Source organism: Sulfitobacter sp. SK011 (assembly GCF_003352065.1).
Classification (GTDB): Bacteria; Pseudomonadota; Alphaproteobacteria; order Rhodobacterales; family Rhodobacteraceae; genus Sulfitobacter.
In genome coordinates, this window is the sequence record NZ_CP025803.1 from 3865151 (window position 1) to 3886880 (window position 21730).

25 protein-coding genes are annotated in these 21730 nt (G+C 56.0%); 7 read left to right on the forward strand and 18 right to left on the reverse strand.

Translation table 11 applies throughout. The features are described 5' to 3' along the window. Window positions 1-59: 59 nt before the first annotated feature. The 3 genes from C1J02_RS19130 to C1J02_RS19140 form a co-directional block, all read right to left on the reverse strand. On the reverse strand, window positions 60-656 hold the full coding sequence (locus tag C1J02_RS19130) for an energy-coupling factor transporter transmembrane protein EcfT (RefSeq protein WP_114879990.1): 597 nt from the start codon (window positions 654-656) through the stop codon (window positions 60-62). Further along, window positions 631-1365 carry an energy-coupling factor ABC transporter ATP-binding protein gene (locus tag C1J02_RS19135; protein WP_114879991.1) on the reverse strand — a complete coding sequence of 245 codons (735 nt, stop codon included), beginning with the start codon at window positions 1363-1365 and terminating at the stop codon, window positions 631-633. Before C1J02_RS19135 ends, C1J02_RS19130 begins: the two co-directional genes overlap by 26 nt. Window positions 1366-1450: 85 nt before the next feature. After that, entirely contained in the window at window positions 1451-2137 is a 687-nt protein-coding gene (locus tag C1J02_RS19140; protein WP_114879992.1) for a COQ9 family protein, read from the reverse strand. A gap of 114 nt (window positions 2138-2251) precedes the next feature. Between C1J02_RS19140 and rpsU the strand changes: the two genes are divergently transcribed. After that, window positions 2252-2452: a 30S ribosomal protein S21 gene (gene rpsU, locus C1J02_RS19145; RefSeq protein WP_114879993.1), complete on the forward strand. Its 201-nt coding sequence runs from the start codon at window positions 2252-2254 to the stop codon at window positions 2450-2452. Window positions 2453-2692: 240 nt separating this feature from the next. Then, a complete protein-coding gene (locus C1J02_RS19150; protein WP_114879994.1) occupies window positions 2693-3184 on the forward strand; it encodes a fasciclin domain-containing protein in 492 nt (163 codons plus the stop codon). Between the two features lie 130 nt (window positions 3185-3314). Here the strand turns inward: C1J02_RS19150 and C1J02_RS19155 are convergent, their stop codons facing one another. Further along, window positions 3315-3776 carry an Lrp/AsnC family transcriptional regulator gene (locus C1J02_RS19155; RefSeq protein ID WP_114879995.1) on the reverse strand — a complete coding sequence of 154 codons (462 nt, stop codon included), beginning with the start codon at window positions 3774-3776 and terminating at the stop codon, window positions 3315-3317. Between the two features lie 139 nt (window positions 3777-3915). Between C1J02_RS19155 and ald the strand changes: the two genes are divergently transcribed. Beyond that, a complete protein-coding gene (gene ald, locus C1J02_RS19160; protein ID WP_114879996.1) occupies window positions 3916-5034 on the forward strand; it encodes an alanine dehydrogenase in 1119 nt (372 codons plus the stop codon). Here ald and C1J02_RS19165 read toward each other — a convergent pair whose 3' ends face one another. Further along, entirely contained in the window at window positions 5035-5922 is an 888-nt protein-coding gene (locus C1J02_RS19165) for a LysR family transcriptional regulator (protein ID WP_114879997.1), read from the reverse strand. It abuts the gene before it with no gap. Window positions 5923-6023: 101 nt separating this feature from the next. Here C1J02_RS19165 and C1J02_RS19170 point away from each other — a divergent pair, with 101 nt between their 5' ends. Next, on the forward strand, window positions 6024-6305 hold the full coding sequence (locus C1J02_RS19170; protein ID WP_114879998.1) for a DUF1330 domain-containing protein: 282 nt from the start codon (window positions 6024-6026) through the stop codon (window positions 6303-6305). A gap of 60 nt (window positions 6306-6365) precedes the next feature. On the opposite strand, the gene mscL is transcribed toward C1J02_RS19170, so the two are convergent. Beyond that, entirely contained in the window at window positions 6366-6800 is a 435-nt protein-coding gene (gene mscL / locus C1J02_RS19175; protein WP_114880722.1) for a large conductance mechanosensitive channel protein MscL, read from the reverse strand. Between the two features lie 148 nt (window positions 6801-6948). On the opposite strand from mscL, the gene C1J02_RS19180 reads away from it, so the two are divergent. Beyond that, window positions 6949-7650, forward strand: a complete 702-nt coding sequence (locus tag C1J02_RS19180) for a glutathione S-transferase N-terminal domain-containing protein (RefSeq protein ID WP_114879999.1) — start codon at window positions 6949-6951, stop codon at window positions 7648-7650. Between the two features lie 30 nt (window positions 7651-7680). On the opposite strand, the gene C1J02_RS19185 is transcribed toward C1J02_RS19180, so the two are convergent. The 11 genes from C1J02_RS19185 to C1J02_RS19235 form a co-directional block, all read right to left on the reverse strand. Then, the gene (locus C1J02_RS19185) at window positions 7681-8250 is read right to left on the reverse strand and encodes a dimethylsulfonioproprionate lyase family protein (protein ID WP_162798378.1); all 570 of its coding nucleotides are present in this window, start codon (window positions 8248-8250) and stop codon (window positions 7681-7683) included. Window positions 8251-8402: 152 nt separating this feature from the next. Beyond that, window positions 8403-8849, reverse strand: coding sequence for a YtoQ family protein (locus tag C1J02_RS19190; protein WP_114880001.1), 447 nt, complete (start codon window positions 8847-8849; stop codon window positions 8403-8405). A gap of 10 nt (window positions 8850-8859) precedes the next feature. Then, window positions 8860-10008 carry a hypothetical protein gene (locus tag C1J02_RS19195; protein ID WP_114880002.1) on the reverse strand — a complete coding sequence of 383 codons (1149 nt, stop codon included), beginning with the start codon at window positions 10006-10008 and terminating at the stop codon, window positions 8860-8862. After that, a complete protein-coding gene (pheT, locus tag C1J02_RS19200) occupies window positions 10005-12404 on the reverse strand; it encodes a phenylalanine--tRNA ligase subunit beta (RefSeq protein WP_114880003.1) in 2400 nt (799 codons plus the stop codon). Before pheT ends, C1J02_RS19195 begins: the two co-directional genes overlap by 4 nt. 146 nt (window positions 12405-12550) lie before the next feature. Beyond that, on the reverse strand, window positions 12551-13354 hold the full coding sequence (locus C1J02_RS19205; protein WP_114880004.1) for a PHB depolymerase family esterase: 804 nt from the start codon (window positions 13352-13354) through the stop codon (window positions 12551-12553). Between the two features lie 36 nt (window positions 13355-13390). After that, on the reverse strand, window positions 13391-14149 hold the full coding sequence (locus C1J02_RS19210) for a type 1 glutamine amidotransferase (RefSeq protein ID WP_114880005.1): 759 nt from the start codon (window positions 14147-14149) through the stop codon (window positions 13391-13393). An 88-nt stretch (window positions 14150-14237) separates the two neighbouring features. Next, a complete protein-coding gene (pheS, locus tag C1J02_RS19215) occupies window positions 14238-15311 on the reverse strand; it encodes a phenylalanine--tRNA ligase subunit alpha (RefSeq protein ID WP_114880006.1) in 1074 nt (357 codons plus the stop codon). 147 nt (window positions 15312-15458) lie between these two features. After that, on the reverse strand, window positions 15459-15824 hold the full coding sequence (gene rplT / locus C1J02_RS19220) for a 50S ribosomal protein L20 (protein WP_114880007.1): 366 nt from the start codon (window positions 15822-15824) through the stop codon (window positions 15459-15461). A gap of 15 nt (window positions 15825-15839) precedes the next feature. Then, window positions 15840-16040 carry a 50S ribosomal protein L35 gene (gene rpmI, locus C1J02_RS19225; RefSeq protein WP_114880008.1) on the reverse strand — a complete coding sequence of 67 codons (201 nt, stop codon included), beginning with the start codon at window positions 16038-16040 and terminating at the stop codon, window positions 15840-15842. Window positions 16041-16323: 283 nt separating this feature from the next. Then, window positions 16324-18282: an acyltransferase family protein gene (locus C1J02_RS19230; protein ID WP_114880009.1), complete on the reverse strand. Its 1959-nt coding sequence runs from the start codon at window positions 18280-18282 to the stop codon at window positions 16324-16326. A 262-nt stretch (window positions 18283-18544) separates the two neighbouring features. Next, window positions 18545-18940: an ankyrin repeat domain-containing protein gene (locus tag C1J02_RS19235; protein WP_162798379.1), complete on the reverse strand. Its 396-nt coding sequence runs from the start codon at window positions 18938-18940 to the stop codon at window positions 18545-18547. 97 nt (window positions 18941-19037) lie between these two features. Between C1J02_RS19235 and C1J02_RS21345 the strand changes: the two genes are divergently transcribed. Further along, window positions 19038-19292, forward strand: coding sequence for a hypothetical protein (locus tag C1J02_RS21345; RefSeq protein WP_162798380.1), 255 nt, complete (start codon window positions 19038-19040; stop codon window positions 19290-19292). A 127-nt stretch (window positions 19293-19419) separates the two neighbouring features. On the opposite strand, the gene pyk is transcribed toward C1J02_RS21345, so the two are convergent. Beyond that, the gene (pyk, locus tag C1J02_RS19245) at window positions 19420-20865 is read right to left on the reverse strand and encodes a pyruvate kinase (protein ID WP_114880012.1); all 1446 of its coding nucleotides are present in this window, start codon (window positions 20863-20865) and stop codon (window positions 19420-19422) included. A gap of 110 nt (window positions 20866-20975) precedes the next feature. Between pyk and C1J02_RS19250 the strand changes: the two genes are divergently transcribed. Next, window positions 20976-21713, forward strand: coding sequence for an N-formylglutamate amidohydrolase (locus tag C1J02_RS19250; protein WP_114880013.1), 738 nt, complete (start codon window positions 20976-20978; stop codon window positions 21711-21713). The last annotated feature ends 17 nt before the right edge of the window (window positions 21714-21730 follow it).

Genomic DNA, 21730 nt, shown 5'->3' on the forward strand with positions numbered 1-21730 from the left:
GCAAAGTTCGACTTCGCGCATCGGTAGGCTGCCCATGAAGTGCCGTCAACCGGTTGATGTTACACACCACCCCGGGCGCGCAGGGCCTCGGCCACATGCTCAGCATCATCAATCGCCAACACCGCAAAGGGCGTGATGATCCGCCAACCGACCCGCCGAACCGCACGCGCACGCCATGCCATTGCCAAAAGCTGCCCCTTAGCTGCCAATACCGGCGTGAACCGCACCACCAGCGCTATGGCCAGCTCGATCCGTTCGGTCCTGACCCCGAAGACCCGCAAAGGCGCGGTAAGCCACCGGACGACACCCATCATGTCGGACAGTCGGGTGGTCATGGTGACCAAATTGGCGAGCGCGACTGCCGTCACCATCCGCAGCACGATCACCACCCCCGCCCCAAGATCAGCGGTGATGAAATGCCACAGAACGATCAGCACCACAAAAGGCCAGAGCACCATCAGACGTCGCAGCCCACTGACCCAAAAACGACGCCCCGGCAGCGCGTAGAGCACGAAGGCAATCCCAAAAAATATCAGATGCCATTGCAGGTGCTGCACCGCGAACAACACCATCGTTGCCACGCAAAGCAGACCAAGCTTCAGGCCAGCTGGCCATCGGTGCGCCCAGGTTTCAACCGGCGACGTAAGAGAGATCATCACCGTCCCCAATCTGTTTCATCCGCGCCTCAAAGATCGGCAAAACATGCCCCGGCGCACCGTTCTGGGCGACCTGTCCGCCTTCCAACCACACAACCCTATCATATCCTCGCACCACATCAGGATCATGGGTGATCACCACCAGCGTCACATCCAGCCCCTCCAACACCCGGCGCAAATGCATGGCGGTCGGAATATCAAGCCCGGCAAAGGGTTCATCCAGAATGATCACCTGCGGCTGCATCGCGAGCACCGACATCAGGCAAACCAATTGCCGTTGGCCCTGCGAAAGTTGGTGGATGGCCGCAGGTCCCCAATGGGCTTTGTCAAACTGCGTCAGAATGGCAGTGACCTGCGCAGTGACCTCAGTTTTCGACAGATCCAATTGGGTCAGCCCAAAAGCGATCTCTTCGCCGACCGTTGGGAAAATGATCTGGTGATCGGGGTTTTGAAACAAGATACCGACATGCCGCAACGCCGCCTTGCGGTCACGGGACACGTCTATTCCGGCGATGCGCGCGTCTCCTTTGTGTGGGGAAACAAGCCCCGCCATCACTCGGGCCAAAGACGTTTTGCCAGACCCGTTGCGCCCAATGATCCCAATGCGCCGCGCGCTGGTGCTAAAGGAGATATCCGTCAGAACGGGCACGCCATCAGGGGCGTAATCTATCGCTTCAAGTGCAATCAGCGGCGTCGGTTGCGAGGGCATGATGCGGGCGGCCTTTGCTCAGGGAATAATCGGGCTTTGCCCTATTACCCGCACCATCGCAGGAAAACCACCAGAGCCTGTGATGTTATCGTCGCGGCGACGTCCACGATCCGGGCAGATCACCCTTGGGGAACCGCGTAGGTGCTTTAATGTGGCTCATCACCCAATTGGGTCCCGCCATCAGTTTGCTCAATGTCGGGCTATCGCGGACCTGCGCTTTTGCCTTTTCGATCTGCATGACATTATCGATGCGCCGGTCCAGAAATTCCCATGTGTCAGCATGGTCATCGCTGGTATCGCCCAACCAATACAACACGGTAGCGGAGTAGACCCCGGAAAGCGTCGCGCGTTTGGTATACCAATTCACATCATCAGATGTATCGCCCAAAGCATCCCAGATGTGATCGCAAGTGCCCCAGATCAGCTTGGCCCCGTCCGCCAGATACTGCGGCAGGGCAAACAGAGCGGAGCTGCGGCGTATGACCTCTTTGTCCGTGATAACCTCAAGCCGGATGCGCACCGCCGCGGCAATCCGATCACGAAACCGCATCGCCCCAAGATCCTGATCCTTCAGGCGCTCTAACATCTGGGTGTCACCGCGTATGTGACAGGCCACAGCCAGATCAATTGCGCCACGCGGGCACACGGCCCGTGCCACCGTTGCGTCAACCCCACTGTCGCGCACCGCGGCGTCGAACGTTGCGGCGGACCAGCCATCAAACGGCACGTGATCAAGCGCAGCATCCAGCAGTTTATCTTTGGGATGTGTCATGGCGGGCTCCTTTATTTCACGTCACAGCAGACTCGACAGAGCCGTATCATCTTGATATAGGGCGGCTTCCTGCAAATTATTGCAACTTTATCCTAGAAAGGTGGTGAAAACCACATGCAGGTTAGTGTTCGTGACAACAATGTCGATCAAGCCCTTCGGGCCTTGAAGAAGAAGCTACAGCGCGAAGGTGTGTTTCGTGAAATGAAACTTAAAGAGCATTTCGAGAAACCGTCCGAGAAAAGAGCGCGCGAGAAAGCTGAAGCGATCCGCCGCGCCCGTAAACTGGCGCGCAAGAAATTGGAGCGCGAAGGGTGATTTAAATCATCTCGTGTCTCTGACGCACTTTGAACCCCCCGTGGCCTGTTGGCGGCGGGGGGTTTTTTTGTGCGATCATATAATGCGGTGTCCCGCCATCGATGCCGTAAATCGGTGATCACCAGCATGTCCAAAAACCGCAACCGTTCGTGGGTTATTCGCCAAATCTCATCTTTTAGTGAACCGGTTCTCGCGGCGGTGCGTAAACACTTCATCGCAACCAACCAAGGGACTTGAATTATGAACCGTAGATCAGCTTTGAAATCCGCCGTTGCCGCAGGCTTTATCGCATTCGTTGCCGGGTGCACCACTGGTGCCGGGACCGGTGGCGATATTGTCGATGTCGCTTCCTCGAATGACGACTTCTCAACTTTGGTCGCCGCAGTGTCGGCTGCGGGATTGGTCGACACCCTCAAAGGGGATGGACCCTTTACCGTCTTCGCACCAACCAACGCGGCCTTTGCGGCTCTGCCTGCAGGCACCGTTGAAAACCTGCTCAAGCCTGAAAACAAGGATCAACTGGTCTCAATTCTCACCTACCATGTTGTCGCAGGCAACTATCCCGCCAGTTCACTTGCCGGCAAGCGCGGGGCGCTGACCAGCGTTCAGGGTGGTGGGCTGCACATCAATGGCACCAACGGGGTCAAAGTCGAGAACGCGAATGTCGTCATTGCTGATGTTGCGGCTTCAAACGGCGTGATCCACGCCATCGACAAAGTATTGTTGCCGTAAAGATACCCAGACAACCAAGCAAGAAGCCCCAGACGCGCGCCGGGGCTTCTTTGCGTTAAAAGGCTTTGTTTAGAACGCCTGAATTCGCAGCGCGCATACATCTAAACAACACGCCCGCATCTCTCAGCCTTCAGTCAATCGGCAACGCCGTGGTTTTGCAAACCGTCCTCAGCGCAAAGCTAGATTGCATCTGCCCAACCCCCGGCAACCGCGCCAGATATTGGCGATGAATACGGGCAAAATCATCGGTGTCTTCAGCAACCACCTTGAGCAGATAATCCGCAGTTCCGGCCATCAGATGACATTCCAGGACGTCGGGTATCCGGGCGACAGCTTTCTCAAAGGCATCCAATATTTCGTCGGCCTGACCCTGCAAGGTAATCTCGACAAACACAGTTGTCGGCACCCCCACCTTGCGCGCATCAAGCAAGGCCACATAGTCAATGATATACCCGTCCTTCTCAAGGCGCTGCACACGGCGGTGACACGCAGAGGGGGACAGATGCACAATCTCAGACACCTCAGCGTTGGACATCCGCCCGTTGCGTTGCACAGCGCGCAGTATCCGCCGATCAATCTCGTCCAAGCTCATTTGCGCACGTCCTTCGCGTCAATCGCCAACTTGGCGCAAATATATCCTAAACTATCCGCCTTTGGCGACCCTCATTCGCGCCTATTTGCACGGCCATACGCCTAGTTTTTGTGCAAATCATGTAACAAGGAAACGTCCAATGAAAATCGGTTGCCCAACAGAGATCAAGCCACAGGAATTTCGTGTGGGATTAACGCCCAGCGCAGCGATGGAAGCCGTCAACAATGGTCACAATGTCATCGTGCAATCCGGTGCCGGGATCGGCGCGGGCTTTGATGATGCCAGCTACGAAGCAGCGGGTGCCAAGATCCTCGACACAGCAGAAGAAATCTTTGCCGCCGCTGACATGATCGTAAAGGTCAAGGAACCACAGGCAGGCGAACGCAAGATGCTGCGGGAAGGGCAATTGCTCTTTACCTACCTGCACCTCGCCCCTGATCCTGAGCAGACCAAAGACCTGCTGGCCTCCGGTGCCACCTGCATCGCCTATGAAACCGTGACCGACCGCAATGGCGGCCTGCCCCTGCTAGCCCCAATGTCCGAAGTCGCGGGCCGTCTGGCCCCGCAAGTGGGGGCCTGGACGTTGCAAAAGGCCAATGGCGGCCGTGGCGTGCTGATGGGCGGTGTCCCCGGTGTTGGCCCGGCGCGGGTCATGGTCATAGGCGGCGGTGTCGTCGGGACACATGCGGCGCGTATCGCCGCTGGCATGGGCGCGGATGTGACCGTTCTGGACCGGTCATTGGTGCGGCTGCGTTATCTGGATGATGTCTATGGTGGTGTTTTCAAAACCTCCTATGCCTCGGCACAAAACACCATCGAACTGGCGCGTGAGGCGGATATGATCATCGGTGCTGTGCTGATACCCGGTGCTGCCGCACCAAAATTGATCAGCCGCGCACAGCTCAGCGAACTGAAACCCGGTGCGGCACTGGTTGACGTGGCGATTGACCAAGGCGGTTGCTTTGAAACCTCAAAGGCCACAACCCACCATGACCCGGTCTATGAAGTGGACGGGATCATGCATTATTGCGTGGCCAACATGCCCGGTGCCGTGGCGCGCACTTCGACCATCGCCCTGGGCAACGCGACGATGCCATTCATGCTGGCGCTGGCCAACAAGGGATGGAAGAAAGCCTGTGCTGACGATCCCCATCTAAAGGCTGGCTTGAACGTGCATGCTGGCAAACTGACCTATGCTGCGGTTGGCGAAGCGTTGAAGATGGACTTTATCTCAGCAGACGACGCAATCGCGGGCTGATTATTTGTCAGGCAGACTGCGCCCCTCGAAGACGGGGCGCAGTAATGCAATTTCCTGATTAGCAAAATCAGTGAAAGCCAGTACACGCGCCGCAGCGCGTAAGTCCGGGTGTGTCAAAACCCAAAGTGGGCGATAGGGAAAAACCGGCACGCGCGGAAGACGCACCATTGCCGGGTCACTATCCCCCAAGAAACAAGCCATCCGCGTTGCCCCGATATTGGCTCGCACGGCTGCGACAGCTGCTTGCATATCATCCACCACCAATCGGACCCGACGGTTCGGCCATGCATGCGTTACCTCAGGCGGCGGGCCCGGCCAATGCGCAAATCGTACCCAATCAAGCGGCTGGTCTGGATCAAGACGAAGGCGTTCTGCTTGCTCCAAGCCAACATAAACGGCCGCGTTTTGTTCAGCCACCCGCCGCCCGACCAACATGTCTCCGGGGTTGTCAGAGATGCGAAAGGCAACATCGGCCTCCATCTTCTTCAAATCCAACTCTCGGTTCGCCGCCACAAGCCGTAATTCGATATCTGGGTACAACTCGATAAAGCGCGCAAGTAGAGGTGCCAGTATCCGTTCCACCAGCAATTCAGATGCCGTCACCGTTAGCACCCCACTTAGCTTCTGATCACGTGCACCAATGCTGCGGGTGAGATCGTGGCTTGCCATTTCCATGCGCTCGGCAATGCGGGCGGCCTCTTGGCCTGCTTCGGTCGGCCGATAACCGCTGGCCTGGCGATTGAACAAACGGGCACCTAATGCCGCCTCAGCCGCTGTGATCCTGCGAGAAACGGTAGCATGATTGACACGCAAGGTGCGCGCGGCCCCGCTCAACCCGCCTTGCCGTACTGTTTCGAGCACGAAGCGTAAATCGTTCCAATCCAACATATCCTGATTATTATCGCACAACCTATCCGCAATGTTGAGCGGTATTCGCACAGGGTGTCTGCTGGTATCCAGAAGCCAGATCACCAGAAAAGGAGTACAAAATGACTGGTTACGCCGTTGTCACCCTGGATGTTACCGACACCGACATGATGGCCCGCTACCGCGAGGTCGCTGGACCTGCTCTGGCGAAACATGGGGCCAGCCCTCTGCATGTCAGCACCGCCCCCAGCTTGCTCGAAGGGGATGGCCCGGTCCCGCAGATCATGGTTCTGCTCACTTTCCCAAACCGTGAATCTGCTGAAAACTGGCACAACGACCCGACCATTGCTGAGGTACATGCTTTGCGCCAAGGGGCTGGGAACTCGCGCATTTTTCTTCTCTAAACGGGTACAACGCAAAAGGCCCGCCAATTGGCGGGCCTCCCTTATCAGATTTGAAACCAGTTACTTTGCCTTGGCAAGTGAATCGCGGATTTCCAAAAGCACGTCCAGTTCGGATGGACCTGTCTCAACTTCCGGAGCAACGTTATCCGGGTTTTCTGCAGCGGCCTTCACACGGTTCACCATCTTGACCAACATGAACACCACAAAAGCGATGATCAGGAAATTGATCACGGCCATGATGAATGCGCCATAGGCAAAGACGGACGCACCTGCTTCGCGCGCTGCTTCGAGTGACGCACCTGCTGGCAGATCCCCGCCCAAGACAGCGTAATTATTGGTGAAATCAACGCCACCAGACACCAGTCCGATAATTGGATTGATAATATCGCCAACCAGCGATGTCACAATAGCCGTAAAGGCCGCACCGATAATAATACCAACAGCCATGTCCATGACATTGCCCTTGGCGATAAAGTCCTTGAATTCATTGATCATTTTCTCATCCCCTTGGTTGATCTTGGCGACTGTTCGCACCAGCTTGTTCGCCAACGCACATTCGTTAGCACATCCACGCACCTTCGCCAGCCTGTTCTTACGGGGAAAAACGCCTAGTTGTTGGCTAAACCAGTCAAGGAGACATCAAATGGCCGACCTTTCCGCATTTCCAATCGCCAAGAAATGGCCTGCCAAGAACGCCGATATTCTGCAGCTCTATTCGTTCCCCACACCCAACGGCGTCAAGGCATCCATCGCCCTTGAGGAAATGGGCATCCCCTATGAGGCGCATAAGGTCACTTTGTCTGACGCGGATGTAAAAAGTGCTGAATATCTGTCATTGAATCCCAACAACAAGATCCCGGCGATCATTGATCCCAATGGCCCTGACGGCACCCCGATCGGGTTGTTCGAATCCGGTGCGATCCTGATCTATCTCGCCGATAAATCCGGCAAGTTCATCGGCACCTCAGCGCGCGAGCGTGCGCAGGTGATTCAATGGCTGATGTTTCAGATGGGCGGTTTGGGGCCGATGCTTGGCCAATTGGGTTTCTTTTACAAATTCGCAGGGTCTGACTGGGAAGATAAGCGGCCCCAGCAACGCTACATCGACGAAGCAAAACGATTGCTGAATGTGCTGAACCTTGAATTGGCGGGCAAAGAGTGGATCACCGGAACGGACTACACCATTGCCGACATCGCCATTGCCCCATGGCTCCGCGCTTTGGATTTTTATGGCGCAAAGGAAGTGCTTGGCTGGGACAATCACACAAATCTGGTTGATTACGTCAAAAGGTTTGAGGCGCGCCCCGCCGTTCAAAAAGGTCTGGTGACGCCGGCCCGCGACTGACCGCATCCGGCGGGTCAGTCAGGACCAGACTTAGACTCTTTCGCCGCCCGTCAGGACTGGCGGCGAATCAAATCCATTGCGCCACACGACATAGGCCAGCACCGGATGGGCATGGGTCTGCATCGCATGGGGCTGGTTGCTGGCATGCTGGCTTGTGCCCCCCGCCCGCAACACCGCATCCTCACATCCCTCGCGCATGAATGTCGCTTCGCCGGCAAGCGTCAGGTACATTTCTTCGGCGGGATGTTGATGCCACGTATAATAAAGCCCGGCTGGCATATAGACCACCCATGCGGCCATCGTTGCGCTGGTATAAGCACCGCCGTCGCCGATCAGGCAGTAACATCCGAACCGGTCCATAAAATCCGACCCGATATCGGTATCTTTGTAGGTTTCACGCCACTGCGCAACCGCGCCCGCGGCAACAAAAGCATTTCTGGTCTGCGGATAGATATCTGAAAAAAGGCCTTGTTCATTGACCAACAGCGCCGCGGGCGGCACCTGGAATGGCAGTACTCTCTGTGGCCTGAGGTCATCGGGGAAAGGGCAAAAACGGCTCAGCTCGGCATGCCCTTCATGGGCGATGCGAACCTCTTGCAACAATGCATCCCACAAAATGCGGTCGGGCCCCAGATCCAGTATTGCGTCGCTCCCCAGCCAGAAATATGTCCTTCGGGGTAAAGCCAATCAGAGCAATCTGCGCGCGTATCTGCGACGCACCACAGGTCGATTTCAGATCAGGACGCCATCGGTCAATCCGGCAATGATCCGGTAAGAACATAGCGCAGAATTTGCACGACCTGCGCAGGTTCAGTGGCCACAGCAAGCGCTGCCGCGTCAACTTCTTTCAGCGCATGGGCGTGATCCGGTCCATGCAGAATAATCAGCGATTTGCCCAATGCTGCGGCATATCCCGCATCAAAGGCGGCATTCCACTGCTTGTACTGATCACCAAACCGCACAACGACGACATCGGCATCCTCGATCCCCTTGCGGGTGCGGATCGCGTTCATCTGCGCGCCTTTGCGGTCATGCCAGACCTTGTCAACCTCCGCCCCAAGGATGGCCACACCACAATCGTCACTTGCCGCATGATCCGTGACAGGGCCATCAAAGGTCACATCCAAACCCATGGCACCCTGAGTGATCTGTTCACGCCAATCGGTGTGAATTTCACCGGATAAATATACTTTCAGCATCTTTTTTCCTTTATTTCGCAATCGGGCAATCGCGGTGCAGCAACAGCAATTCATCGCGATCGCGCACCAAGCCATAATTCTCGCCGGGAACATCACCGAAGTATCTGGTCCTGTTGCCCGCCTCTTTGAGCGGCTCCACGGGCTCTTCGCCGCCACTGTCGGGCCGGAATACCATGTGCTTGTCTCTTGGCACAACAAACGTCCCCTCGAATACTGTGGAGGTATGCTTGTTGAATTCATCCGTGGCGGGCCGCGCCGGATGCCCTTCGGGCAGGGAGAGGGCGGTCTGATAGATTGCTTTTCGTGCAGTTAAGGCAATTGCCTGTTGCGTAAGCAGTGTCGGCTGCGACCAGAGGTTGCCCGCGTCATCTTTCACAACCTTGTGATAGCCGTCCAACCGATAGATCATGTCAAGAGATGCCGCCCCCGTGCGGTTCAACACATAAAGATGCTTGCCCGTGTGCAGCGTAGCAACCTTGCCATCATCAGCGATCTGCATGGTCCGGGACCAGAAAAACGTGAAATATGCTGGCGGACCGGTCCACCAGCCAAAGTTCACCTCCTGCCAATCGGTCGGTGTTTTGGGATCTATCGCATAGATCTTCTTGCCCGGTCGCGCCAGATAGATACCCAGCGCGGGTTGAAAAGTCGGCAATTCACTGTCGCGGCCAAACGGCGTCTCCCCAAAGGGGGCTTTGGCCAACGTGCTGCCATCCCACTGCATCAGCCCTTTGTCTTTGAAAAGCAGCAGCATCACTTGTTGGTAGGGGTCAAATTCCTGATTGATGAATCCCGATACCCCGGCCCGCACGAACCCATCCTGTCCCGGGCGAAACTCGTAAAGTTGTTTCCCACCATCGGCAAACCGCCACCCCCACACGCGGCCATCATCCAAAACGACCCAATCCGTTGTTCCGCCCAGGCCGCCATGCGGAAACTCTGTTTCAAGGTCCACGAACCGTCCGTCAATGATGGTGCGTAACCCGTACCCCGCTGGGGAAATCAGCAGGTAGGGATACCCCGGGATCACGCGATGCAATTGAAAATCGCGCCAATCAAGCGGGTCCGTGCCCTTTCGCGCATCCTCTACCGGTTCCACACACCATGCTGACGCCTGCGAAGCAATCATCAAAAGCGCAAGGAACGTAGTCCGGATCATCCGCGCAAAACGCCCCCTGTCGCCTTGGTCACTTTCTCGATGACCTTGGCCCCGACGGCTTCGATATCCGCGTCCTTCAGTGTCTTCTCAACCGGCTGCATCCGCACCGTGATCGCCAGCGACTTTTTGCCCTCGCCCAGTGATCCCCCGATGAACTGATCAAATACTCTCACGTCCTCGATCAATGCTTTATCAGCACCCATCGCTGCGTTCAGCAGGGTCATGGCCTCAACATCTGCATCCACCACAAAGGCAAAGTCACGTTCAACCGCCTGCAAATCATTGATGGTCAACGCTGCCCGCGTCGCCCCCGACTTGCGCGCCATCGGGACTTCAGCAGGCCAAAGTGTAAAGGCCATCGCGGGGCCTTTGACATCCATTGCAGCCAACACTTTGGGATGCACCTCGCCATAGATGCCCAGCACCTTTTTGGGGCCCAGACAAATCATGCCATGCCGCCCAGGGTGCCACCACCCTGCGGCACCGCGCAGGATCTGGACCCGCGCCGGTGCACCCATCGCGGCAAGAACAGCTTCGGCATCGGCTTTGACGTCAAACACATCTACTGCCCGGGATGCGCCATGCACATCTTTTGGTCCGGTTTTGCCTACCAGCAACCCGGAAATCAGATTGTGTTGTTCACCCGGCTCCCCACCATGAAAGGCGGGGCCGACCTCAAACAGCGCCATATCGGCAAACCCACGCGCCTGATTGCGCGCCGCAGCCTGCAACAAACCCGGCAACAAGGCGGGCCGCATGTGGCTCATGTCGCTGCTGATCGGGTTTTCCAGCTTGGTCTCATCTGTACCGCCCCCAAACAGCGCCGCAGATGCCTGATCAATAAAGCTATAGCTCACACATTCGTTATATCCGAGCGCCGCACAGGCCCGCCGGGCCGCCCCTTGGCGTTTTTGCATTGGTGACAGGATCGGGCGGGGCACCCCCGCACTCAGCCGCGGTAACGGTCGCCCTTCCAGCTTGGTCAGCGATGCAATCCGCGCCACTTCCTCCACCAGATCGGCCTCGCCCTGCACATCGGGCCGCCAGCTTGGCACATGGGCCATATTGCCCTCCAACCGGAACCCCAGCGCCGTCAACGTCTGGCGCTGGTCGCTTTCCGGGATCGTCATGCCCACCAACGCCTGAACCCGCGCCGCGTCCAGTTTGTAGGCGCGGCTGGTGTCGGGAATGGTGCCCGCAACAACAACATCAGAGGCTTCACCACCTGCATGATCAAGGATCATCCGTGTGGCATGTTCGATGCCATAGGGCGTCCATTCAGGGTCAATGCCCCGTTCAAACCGATACCGCGCATCCGAATTGATCTTTAGCGCCCGGCCTGTGTAGGCCGTCCGCACCGGATCAAAATAGGCGGCCTCAACAAACACATTCACTGTTTCTCCGGTGCAGCTCGACCCAAGCCCGCCCATCACGCCACCGATGCTTTCCACACCCTGCGCATCAGAGATCAGCGTCATGCCTTCGACAAAGGTATATTCCTTGTCATCAAGCGCCATCATCGTCTCGCCACCTTTGGCACGGTGCACACGCAACGCATCGCCCGCAACCTTGTCTGCATCAAAAACATGCAGGGGACGGTTGCGATCATAGGTGAAGAAATTGGTCACATCGACAAGGAACGAGATTGGCCGCAACCCAATGGCGCGCAACTTGTCCTGCAACCACACCGGGCTGGGGCCATTCTTGACACCCCGAATGACCCGTCCAAAGAAAACCGGGCATTGCTCAAGCGTGTCATCATCAATTGTCACTGAGATGGGACAGGGGAACGTGCCCTCAACCGCATCCATATCGCGCGCTTTCAGCTTGCCCAAACCACGCGCCGCCAGATCGCGGGCAATCCCCCGCACGCCAAGCGCATCAGGGCGGTTGGGCGTAATCGCAATCTCAATCACCGGGTCCACCTTTGCCGGGTCATTCTCAGCCAGCCAATCGACAAACCGATCCCCGACCGCACCCGAAGGCAGTTCAATGATCCCGTCATGCTCCTCTGACAGTTCCATCTCGCGCTCGGAGGCCATCATCCCGAAACTCTCAATGCCACGGATTTTGCCAACCCCGATGGTCGTATCAATCCCCGGCACGTAAATACCCGGTTTGGCCACAACCACGGTGATGCCCGCCCGCGCGTTGGGTGCCCCACAGATAATCTGCTGAACGCCCTCATCCGTCTCAACCTGACAAACCTGCAAACGGTCCGCATCAGGATGCTTTTCCGCAGACTTCACATACCCAAGCGTGAACCCCGCCAGCTGGGCACCGCGGTCCTCAACACCTTCAACCTCAAGCCCCAGATCGGTCAGCGCATAGGTGATCTCATCCAAAGATGCGGTGGTATCCAGATGCTCTTTGAGCCAAGACAGGGTGAATTTCATGTCGTTATTCCTCGCAGCATTGCTTGGCGCTTTCGGTACCCGCTATCGCGGACAGTTTCAATGACAACGCCCGCAATTAGCAACGCCACCCATCCATTCATTGTTCTTCAAATACACAAATGAAACGCCGCCACGCAAACCAGCCCTCAGGGATAGTGCGGCACCCGTCCCATCAACTGATCCAATTGCCAGCCGATCCAGCCATGCGGAATGAAATGACCGCCGGGATGCAGGTCGAGCGTGACCTTGTGACCCTCCACGCAGTCTGTCCAGACCCGCCGATCAAAGGTCAGAAAATCCACTGCACCCCAAGCGGACTCTTCCTGCCCCGGACCGCAGCCAAACTGCTGACGCCACAGGGCCACCGGATAGGTTTCATCGCCACCCGGTCCCATGGGAAACCCCATCACATTGTCAGCAAAGCCGTGCACATGCCGCACCTCGCGCGGTGCCTGCGGACAGGCCTCATCCTGTCGCAGCGACCCCGACACCGCCAGCAACGCCGCCACAGCATTCCCGTTTTCGCAGGCATAGCGCCATGCCATCGCGGCACCGTAGGAATAGCCCGAGACATAGATCTGTTTGCGATCAATAGGGTAGTGCGCGGCCACATTCTCAATCACCGCTGCAGCAAATTCCACATCATCACTGCGCCCGCCCCAGAAATCCCAGGACCGCCCGTTGCCATTGGGTGCCACCAACAACACCCCCCGCCGACGCGTCGCGCCAGAGATACGGCGGTGTTTGACAATCAGGTCGCCCTGCCGGCCCCAACCGTGGAAATGCAGGAGCATCGGGAGCGGTGTTTCGCCGTCCCAATCATCGGGAAGTTTGACGTGGTAGGAGCGGTCTTGAAGCGTGCAGGCAGTGGCACCTTCACAGTCTTTCCAAGGTCCCATTGCAGGAAGGAAAACGAGCGTCCAGACAAAAAGCAGTTTTCGAATTTCCATAGACTTGAAATTAGCAATTTGCGTCTGGCTGTCACCTCACAAAGACGCCAGCCAATTACGCAACTCGGTCAGCCGTATCTCCGCGCCCATATCTTCTGGCCGAATACCGAGCCTGGATGCTGCGTCGACGTCTACGTCAGCACAGCCCAAGTCAGAAATCTGGGGCTCTGGCATTCGCCCTAAGCGCGCCATCAACCCACTGACGAATTCGGGCGTATATTCCGGATGATACTGCACGCCCCAAAAACGGATACCATTCATCTCATAAACAAAGGCTTGCACATGCGAGTGTGCGTTCCCCGCCAACAGGATGGCCCCATCTGGTAGTTTACGCACTTCGTCCCGGTGCACGCAGGGGACAGCGTACCCATCACGGCGACCCCGCATGAAAGGATGTTTATGTCCCGCGTCGGTCAGCCTGATCTCACGGGCAAGCCCATCTTCATGGCCATTGGGCGAAGCTGATGAACAGCCCCCTAGAACCGATGCTGCCAATTGCATTCCGTTACACGATCCCAACGTGGGAATGCCCTTTGCAAAAACAGCCCGCATGACCTGCGCTAATGGTTCAGCACGCGGGTCATCGGTATTCCACTCCACCCCAGAGCCAGTAAAAACCACACCATCCACGCCGCTGAGGTCAGGGGTATCATCCCCATCATAGGGCGCGGCAATGGTGATTTTTAAGTCGTCTTGGCACGCCATTAGTGCATCGGCATAGACCGCACCCGCACATTTGCTGCTGGCGCTATTTATCTCAGCCGTGTTGGAATCAATGATCAGAATGTGAGGCACGTAACAGGCTCCTTAGAATGGGTAACAACAATCTAAAGGAAAGAGCCCCCAATACGATGTTTTAGAACCGTCACCGGCAGTCGCAAGCTCACCTACTCAACCCAGCATGCAAGTTCGGCTGATCCAGCGCGCCAAATCCATAATGCCGCAACCACCGCAAATCGCTGTCAAAAAACGCCCGCAAATCCGGTATCCCGTATTTCAGCATCGCTATCCGGTCGATCCCCATGCCAAAGGCAAAGCCCTGCCATTGATCGGGGTCCACACCGCCCGCCCGCAACACATTGGGATGCACCATGCCGGATCCCAGAACCTCCAACCAACCGTCGCCTTCGCCAATCCGCAACTGCCCGTCGACCCATGAACACTGGATATCAACTTCTGCAGAAGGTTCGGTGAACGGGAAATGCGAGGCCCGGAAGCGCGTCTTGATTCCGTCGATCTCAAAGAACGCGGCAAAGAATTCCTCCAGCGTCCATTTCAAATTCGCCATCGAGATGTCTTTGTCGATCGCCAGCCCCTCAACCTGATGGAACATCGGCGTGTGGGTCTGGTCGTAATCGGCACGGTACACACCACCGGGGCAAATGATGCGCAGCGGTGCGCCCTCGGCCTCCATCGTACGAATTTGCACCGGCGACGTATGGGTCCGCAACACATGCGGCGGGCGATTATCGCCTTCCGCGCGGTGCATGTAAAACGTGTCCATCTCGGCGCGCGCCGGGTGGTGGCCGGGAATGTTCAGCGCGTCAAAATTATACCAGTCAGTGTCGATGCGCGGCCCCTCGGCCACCGAAAACCCCATCTCCGCAAAGATTGCGGTCAGCTCCTCAGTTACCTGTGATACCGGGTGAATCGAACCCTGCCTCTGCGCCCGCGTCGGCAGCGTCACATCCAGCCATTCGGACCGCAGCCGTTCATCCAGCGCGGCATCACCCAACGCGGCTTTCTTGGCCGCGAGGGCGGAATTGATCTCGTCCTTCAGGGCATTCAGTGCTGGGCCGGCCGTCTGGCGTTCTTCCGGTGTCATCTTGCCCAATTCGCGCATTTTCAACGCGACTTCGCCCTTTTTGCCAACAGCAGCCAGCCGGATATCTTCCAACGCCGCTTCATCACCCGCACTGGCGATCTGACTTAGGTATTTTTGCTTGAGATCGTCCATCTCTGCCTCGCATCATTATGGTGCGCTGGTGCTAGCAGAAATACGCTCGAACACAAGGCAAGTTGGCCCAAAGGCAACAGGTCCAACGGATAAAGCCGCCCCTGTTTCCAGAGACGGCTTTGAATTTCAGTCTTTGCGACAGGGGCCTCAGGCCGCCAGCGCATCCTGTGCCTGCTTGACGATCATGCCAAACGCTTCGGGCTCATGTACGGCCAGATCGGCCAGAACCTTGCGGTCAACCTCGATACCGGCCAGCGACAGACCGTTGATGAAACGGCTGTATGTCAGCGCTTCGTCGTGGCTGCGCACAGCGGCGTTGATCCGCTGGATCCACAGCGCGCGGAAGTTGCGCTTGCGATTCTTGCGGTCACGTGTGGCGTATTGGTTGGCCTTGTCGACCGCCTGCGTGGCGACCTTAAAGACGTTCTTGCGACGACCATAATAACCTTTGGCGGCTTTGATGATCTTCTTGTGACGGGCGTGGGTGACTGTGCCACCTTTTGTACGGGACATCTCGGCTCTCCTTTATCAGCGGTCGTAGGGCATAAAGCCCTTGATGATTTTTGCATCTGGCTCAGACAATGCTGATGTGCCGCGTGCGTTACGGATGAATTTCTTGCTCCGCTTAATCATGCCATGCTGTTTGCCAGCCTGGCCGCCGATGACCTTACCGGTCGCCGAGATCTTAAAGCGCTTTTTAGCGCTCGATTTCGTCTTCATCTTGGGCATTTCCGTCTCCTATAGTTCAGATCGGTTAACGCGCATCTCGGCATGCCACTTTGGCCGGACGGGCGGTTGAAAGCTGGCGTATAGGCGGGATGGAAATGTTTGGCAAGTGGTGGAATCCCATCGTTTTGTCGCACCGGGCATGCGTACCAGGGCAATATCCGGCACCAATAGCAAACCATCTGATGGATTGGTGGCTCATCCCTCCAGAATCATGCAGGTCGGCTATGCAGACATAGTTGCCGTTGACTGCAACGTTTTCTTCGGTGTGCGCTGGGGCCTTTGCCTATTCATTTATCAAGGCCTCCAACAATAGTTCATTGCCTCTTCCCGACAAATGCACATGGTCAGCAAACAGTGGTATGCCATCCTTGCTCATATGACAGACCTCTGAATCGCAGAACACATCTGTCAGTTTGATGAGCGTTACATCGTTCGTTTGAGCGACTTTGTTCAAAAGAGAAATTGTTCTTTTTGCGCGAGCATCGAACCGACCGCGTGCAAGCTGCTCTAACGGTTGTTCAAACCGGATTTTCTTGATCATTTCATTTGGCACCGAATATGGAAATTCAGGAGGTGCGCCAATGATGACCACGTGGTGACGGGGAGCGATTGCTTTGAGCAATGCATTTAAAGCGTCTCCGAAGACTGTTATTGTTTCCGCATTGATGGCCTTAAAATTCGCATCTACTAGATCAACTTTGCCGGATTCCCCCCACATGTTGTTTCGTACCCCTTCTGCGTAGTGCGGCCAACGAGCAAACAGAAAAACGTCTGTCGCTGGAGCCGATTTGAGGGTGTCGAGCACCCTCAAATTCAGTGCCAGACATCCCGACGCTTTCGGTACATCCCGAACGACACCAAGCAACGGTGGACAGCCGGGCGTTGCATAGACTGCACCGGATGTTTGACGACGTTCAGCTAGCGCCTCAAATGCTGGTAACGCGCTGAGCGCCATGCTGTCGCCCCACAGCAAAATTGGCCGTTTTTCTAAATTCAAAACACCAAACGCGCAAAGGCCTTCCCCTGAGTTTTGATACCAGCACTGATCCGGCATTTCGGTCGCAAAATTTCCAGCTTCCTGGATCTTTTTAAAGCGGGCATATTCGTCGGTGTCAGTATTGCTGCCACGCATCGAAAGGGCTCCAGCCAGACCCGCCAAGACCAACGTTTGGGCAGCAAACAGGCTAAAAAGAAATCCGCGCTTTCCGGAGGTTGATATTTTTCGGATTGGTTGTTCAACCATGTGGTGTGATAGGGCACCCATCCCAAAAGACACCAAAATTGCCAGAACCCGGGTCTTGTCGCTAAAATCACCACCAACATATTGATAAAAAACAATGATTGGCCAATGCCACAGATACGTCCCATACGAAATTTTCCCCAAGTACCTAGGAATGCGGCTGGACAGCACGCGCGCTAAAAATGAATGCATAGGAAATGCTGATAACAGCATCAGGGCAGTACCAAAGGTTGGAGCCAATGCCCAAAGGCCGGGGTGCACTGCCCCTTCGTGCATGATAAATGTAGGGGCAACCATCATCACCGATCCAATCAGCGGCAGGCCAAAAAGCTTGATCGGCCGTGGCATGCGTTGCAACGCAATAAATGTCAGCCCACCAAGCGCCAATTGCCACACCCGCAAAAGGCTAGAGAAGTACCGAGCATCTTGTGAATAAATTTTAGAACCTGAAAATAAAGTGATCGAAAGCGAGATGGCAAAAGCTACACAAAGCAGCAAAACAAAGTTCCGGGCGCGAAAATTCAGACACGCAATGGCCAGCGGCAAGGCAATGTAAAACTGCTCTTCTATTGACAAGGACCAAGTGTGTAGAAATGGGTTCATCTCGGCGGATGGCGCAAAATAACCAGCTTCATTCATCAATAAGATGTTGTTTGTAAATGTGATACTGCCCAGCAAATTTTGCACGACGACGTACATTTCAAGCGGGCTAAAAACGACGTAGGCGGCACCTCCCGTGACAAGAAAACAGGCAAAGGCTGCGGTACTGAGTCGGCGAATGCGACGGGCAAAAAAATCTAGGGCAGAAAACCTGTCTTTTTTCAGCGAGATATAGATTTGACCGCAAATCAGGTAGCCCGACAGCACAAAGAAGATGTCCACACCGGTGAAACCACCCGCCCAATCTGAAAAACCAAGATGGAAGAACAAAACCACAGTAATTGCGAGGAAACGAAGGCCATCGATTTCCGGACGGTAGGATAATGGACTTGCCGGTGTCATATCGATGGCCTTTATTCTTTTTGACAATGAGGGGGGCAGCCAACTTATCCGGTTTTCGGTTCGTCAGTGGTTTGCAACCTATTCGTTTGCTGAGCGGCTACAGTGGAAAAGACGAGATTTCAAGATTGCTTATGTCGCATGATTTGGGTCGTAATTCGATCAAATAGTTTTCTCGTGTGTTATCAGTTTTTCGTCTCCATATGACCGAATGGGCTCCAACCCGACATCGGCTCATAACGACCTGCACCTAGGAAGATTTCTGTCAAGTGGATGACGCCTGCATCGCCTCGCGCAAAATGGTTTCAACCTCTGGCCGCTTGCTGCTTTTGGCACAGTCTGCTGGTGCATCGAACCCGTAATCACAATCTCGCAAATTCGGGTCCGCCCCAAGGGCAAGAAAATGCCGGACCACTTCGGGCGATGACCAATGCGCGGCCGCATGCAGGGGGGTCTTGTCCAAAGTCAGACTTTGATTGATGTCTGCACCCTCGCGCACCAACAAATTGACAATCTCAATCACGCGCTTCACCGCATTCCCGGCTGACAACCGCGCGTCCTCATCGTCCCACAGGGCGGCATTTGCTTCAAATTGAAGCGCTGAAGTAAGGGCGCATTCCCCCTCATCGTCCTGGTAATTTATCGCAGGTTTCTTACTCAATACCCATTCGATGGCCGCCAGATTTCCGCAATCCACAGCATGGGTCAGCCAATGCCGCCCCAGCCAACCGTCTTTTCCGTGTGGAAAAGAACTGAAAATGGGTCAACTCTTCGAGCCGCCTAATGTCACCGTCACCCATCGCATTCCAAATGGTTTCGAAGAATGTGATGGCGTGATTATTTTCAGACAAGGCGGATCGTTCTTTCGGGATATTTGGTTGCCCGCGTCAAAGCAAATACCGGCCGATGACGTTCACAAAGATATCGGGGATCTGATCCAAGGAAATCCCGTTGGGCTTGTTCTGCGCCGCGTAGACAATCAAGCTTCCCGCGATCAATATCGTTATCGCTGATGCCCGTGGTGCACGCCGATCTGAAAACGCTGAAAGTACAGAGGGCACCGACAATACGCCCAGAACAATACCTATCACCAATGCAAGATCGTGATCCATACAATTTCCTCACCCATATAGGGAGAGTCTACTCTGGATCAGACGAAAAAATCAAACGTTCGTCACATGGGGCGACTCGCAGAATGTTGGTACTACCTGGGGTGTTAAATGGCACACCTGCGGTCACAACAATCAGATCATCTGGACCTGCAAACCCTTCTGAACGCGCGGCTTTCGCTGCATTGACCACAGCCGCCTTAAAGCGATCCAATTCCTCAGTGATCACGCAATTCGTGCCCCAGCTCAGCGCCAGCCGCCGTGCGGTTCTGACAATCGGCGTCAGGGCAATGATCGGCACCCGTGGCCGTTCACGTGCCGTCAAAAGGGCGGTTGTCCCGCTATGCGTGAAACAACAGATCGCCTTGATGTCGGTGGTTTCGGCAATCTCGCGTGCGGCGGCCACAATGCCATCCGCAACGGTCATCCGGTCCGCTGTGCGGCTTGCCTCAATGATCTGGGTATAGGTCGGGTCAGCCTCGACCTCCTGCGCGACATTATCCATCGTGGTCACAGCCTCAATCGGATAATCGCCCGCCGCCGATTCCGCGCTGAGCATCACCGCATCAGCACCTTCATAAATCGCTGTCGCCACATCGCTGACTTCGGCACGCGTCGGCATCGGGCTTTCGATCATGCTTTCCAGCATTTGCGTTGCCACGATCACGGGCTTTGCCGCTGCACGGCATTTGCGCACAAGTCGTTTCTGGATTGGCGGCACGTTCTGAACCGGCAGTTCCACACCCAGATCACCGCGGGCAACCATGATGCCGTCGCTTACGGCCAGAATGTCATCGAACCGCTCGACCGCATTGGGTTTTTCGATCTTCGACAGGATCGCCGCCCGGCCCTTGACCAGCAACCGCGCCTCTTCAACGTCGGCGGGGCGCTGCACAAACGACAGCGCCAACCAGTCAACGCCAAGGCCACAGGCAAATTCCAGATCGGCCCGGTCTTTGTCAGACAACGCGGCCAACGGCAGTTCCACATCGGGCACATTGACGCCCTTGCGGTTCGATATGATTCCCCCCGTCACAACAACACAATCGGCAAAATCAGGGCCACATTCGCGCACTTTCAAACGGATTTTTCCGTCATTCACCAACAGAGACGCACCGGGTTCAAGGGCTGCAAAAATCTCAGGATGCGGCAGGCAGACCCGACTTGAATCGCCTTCAGCCTCATCAAGGTCCAGACGAAATGCCGCCCCTTCAACCAGCTGTTCACTGTCGCCAGAAAACACGCCCACCCGCAGCTTGGGACCCTGCAGATCCGCCAGAATACCGATTGTGCTGCCTGTGGTTTCCTCAACCTTGCGAATGATCTCGTGCTTGATGCGGATCTCTTCGTGACTGCCATGGCTCATGTTCAGGCGAAAAACATCCGCGCCCGCATTGTGCAGCGCCTCGATCATCTCATAAGTGTCAGATGCTGGTCCAAGCGTTGCGACGATCTTTACATTGCGAAGGCGTCTCATATTGTGCGTCCTTGTTCGGTTCACGGGCCGGAGTCCCGCTATGTTAGCGGTAACAATCATTTCAGAGGGGCTTACCCGCCCCAGCGATACAAGTCAAAGGTTTCACATAAATGACGTACCTTCCATACCATATTGAGGGGGCTGACCGATCCGGCCGCTGGTTGGTGACATGTGATCACGCGACCAATACCGTGCCCCCTGATATTGCCGGCGGTGACCTTGGGCTAAGTGCTGCGGACATGGCCCGGCACATCGCATATGATGTTGGTGCTGCGGGTGTCGCGCGCGCTCTGGCAACCTTGCTTGACAGCCCCGCCATTCTGTCCAACTTTTCCCGGCTTGCGATTGATCCGAACCGCGGCGAAGACGACCCCACATTGTTGATGCGGCTCTATGATGGCACCATCGTTCCCGCCAATCGCCATGCCGATGCTGCCGAAATCGAACATCGCCTGAACCTGTGCTATCGGCCCTACCACGATGCCTTGGCGAAGCTGGCCGCGCGCCCGGCAACGGTGATTTTGTCGATCCACAGCTTCACACCAAAGCTGCAAGGCAAATACATCCGCCCGTGGGAAATCGGCGTGCTTTACGCGCACGATGCCCGCATTGCCCGCCCCTTGATCGACCATCTGCATGCAGAGGCTGATCTGACGGTGGGCGACAATGAACCCTATTCCGGCCACCTGCCCGGTGATGCAGTGGACCGCCACGCATTGCAACACGGCCGCCCCAATGCGTTAATTGAATTGCGCAACGACCTCATCGCCGATGAACCAAGCCAACAGGCATGGGCCGCGCGCCTTGCGCCGATCCTTGAAACTGTTCTGGCACAAACCCAACTTTGACAAAAAAGGAGACCGCG

Bases quoted from the DNA above. Each gene is read 5' to 3' on its own strand.
- C1J02_RS19130 (WP_114879990.1), bottom strand. From the start codon at position 656: ATGATCTCTCTTACGTCGCCGGTTGAAACCTGGGCGCACCGATGGCCA.
- C1J02_RS19135 (WP_114879991.1), bottom strand. From the start codon at position 1,365: ATGCCCTCGCAACCGACGCCGCTGATTGCACTTGAAGCGATAGATTAC.
- C1J02_RS19140 (WP_114879992.1), bottom strand. From the start codon at position 2,137: ATGACACATCCCAAAGATAAACTGCTGGATGCTGCGCTTGATCACGTG.
- rpsU (WP_114879993.1), top strand. From the start codon at position 2,252: ATGCAGGTTAGTGTTCGTGACAACAATGTCGATCAAGCCCTTCGGGCC.
- C1J02_RS19150 (WP_114879994.1), top strand. From the start codon at position 2,693: ATGAACCGTAGATCAGCTTTGAAATCCGCCGTTGCCGCAGGCTTTATC.
- C1J02_RS19155 (WP_114879995.1), bottom strand. From the start codon at position 3,776: ATGAGCTTGGACGAGATTGATCGGCGGATACTGCGCGCTGTGCAACGC.
- ald (WP_114879996.1), top strand. From the start codon at position 3,916: ATGAAAATCGGTTGCCCAACAGAGATCAAGCCACAGGAATTTCGTGTG.
- C1J02_RS19165 (WP_114879997.1), bottom strand. From the start codon at position 5,922: ATGTTGGATTGGAACGATTTACGCTTCGTGCTCGAAACAGTACGGCAA.
- C1J02_RS19170 (WP_114879998.1), top strand. From the start codon at position 6,024: ATGACTGGTTACGCCGTTGTCACCCTGGATGTTACCGACACCGACATG.
- mscL (WP_114880722.1), bottom strand. From the start codon at position 6,800: ATGATCAATGAATTCAAGGACTTTATCGCCAAGGGCAATGTCATGGAC.
- C1J02_RS19180 (WP_114879999.1), top strand. From the start codon at position 6,949: ATGGCCGACCTTTCCGCATTTCCAATCGCCAAGAAATGGCCTGCCAAG.
- C1J02_RS19190 (WP_114880001.1), bottom strand. From the start codon at position 8,849: ATGCTGAAAGTATATTTATCCGGTGAAATTCACACCGATTGGCGTGAA.
- C1J02_RS19195 (WP_114880002.1), bottom strand. From the start codon at position 10,008: ATGATCCGGACTACGTTCCTTGCGCTTTTGATGATTGCTTCGCAGGCG.
- pheT (WP_114880003.1), bottom strand. From the start codon at position 12,404: ATGAAATTCACCCTGTCTTGGCTCAAAGAGCATCTGGATACCACCGCA.
- C1J02_RS19205 (WP_114880004.1), bottom strand. From the start codon at position 13,354: ATGGAAATTCGAAAACTGCTTTTTGTCTGGACGCTCGTTTTCCTTCCT.
- pheS (WP_114880006.1), bottom strand. From the start codon at position 15,311: ATGGACGATCTCAAGCAAAAATACCTAAGTCAGATCGCCAGTGCGGGT.
- rplT (WP_114880007.1), bottom strand. From the start codon at position 15,824: ATGTCCCGTACAAAAGGTGGCACAGTCACCCACGCCCGTCACAAGAAG.
- rpmI (WP_114880008.1), bottom strand. From the start codon at position 16,040: ATGCCCAAGATGAAGACGAAATCGAGCGCTAAAAAGCGCTTTAAGATC.
- C1J02_RS19230 (WP_114880009.1), bottom strand. From the start codon at position 18,282: ATGACACCGGCAAGTCCATTATCCTACCGTCCGGAAATCGATGGCCTT.
- C1J02_RS21345 (WP_162798380.1), top strand. From the start codon at position 19,038: ATGGGTCAACTCTTCGAGCCGCCTAATGTCACCGTCACCCATCGCATT.
- pyk (WP_114880012.1), bottom strand. From the start codon at position 20,865: ATGAGACGCCTTCGCAATGTAAAGATCGTCGCAACGCTTGGACCAGCA.
- C1J02_RS19250 (WP_114880013.1), top strand. From the start codon at position 20,976: ATGACGTACCTTCCATACCATATTGAGGGGGCTGACCGATCCGGCCGC.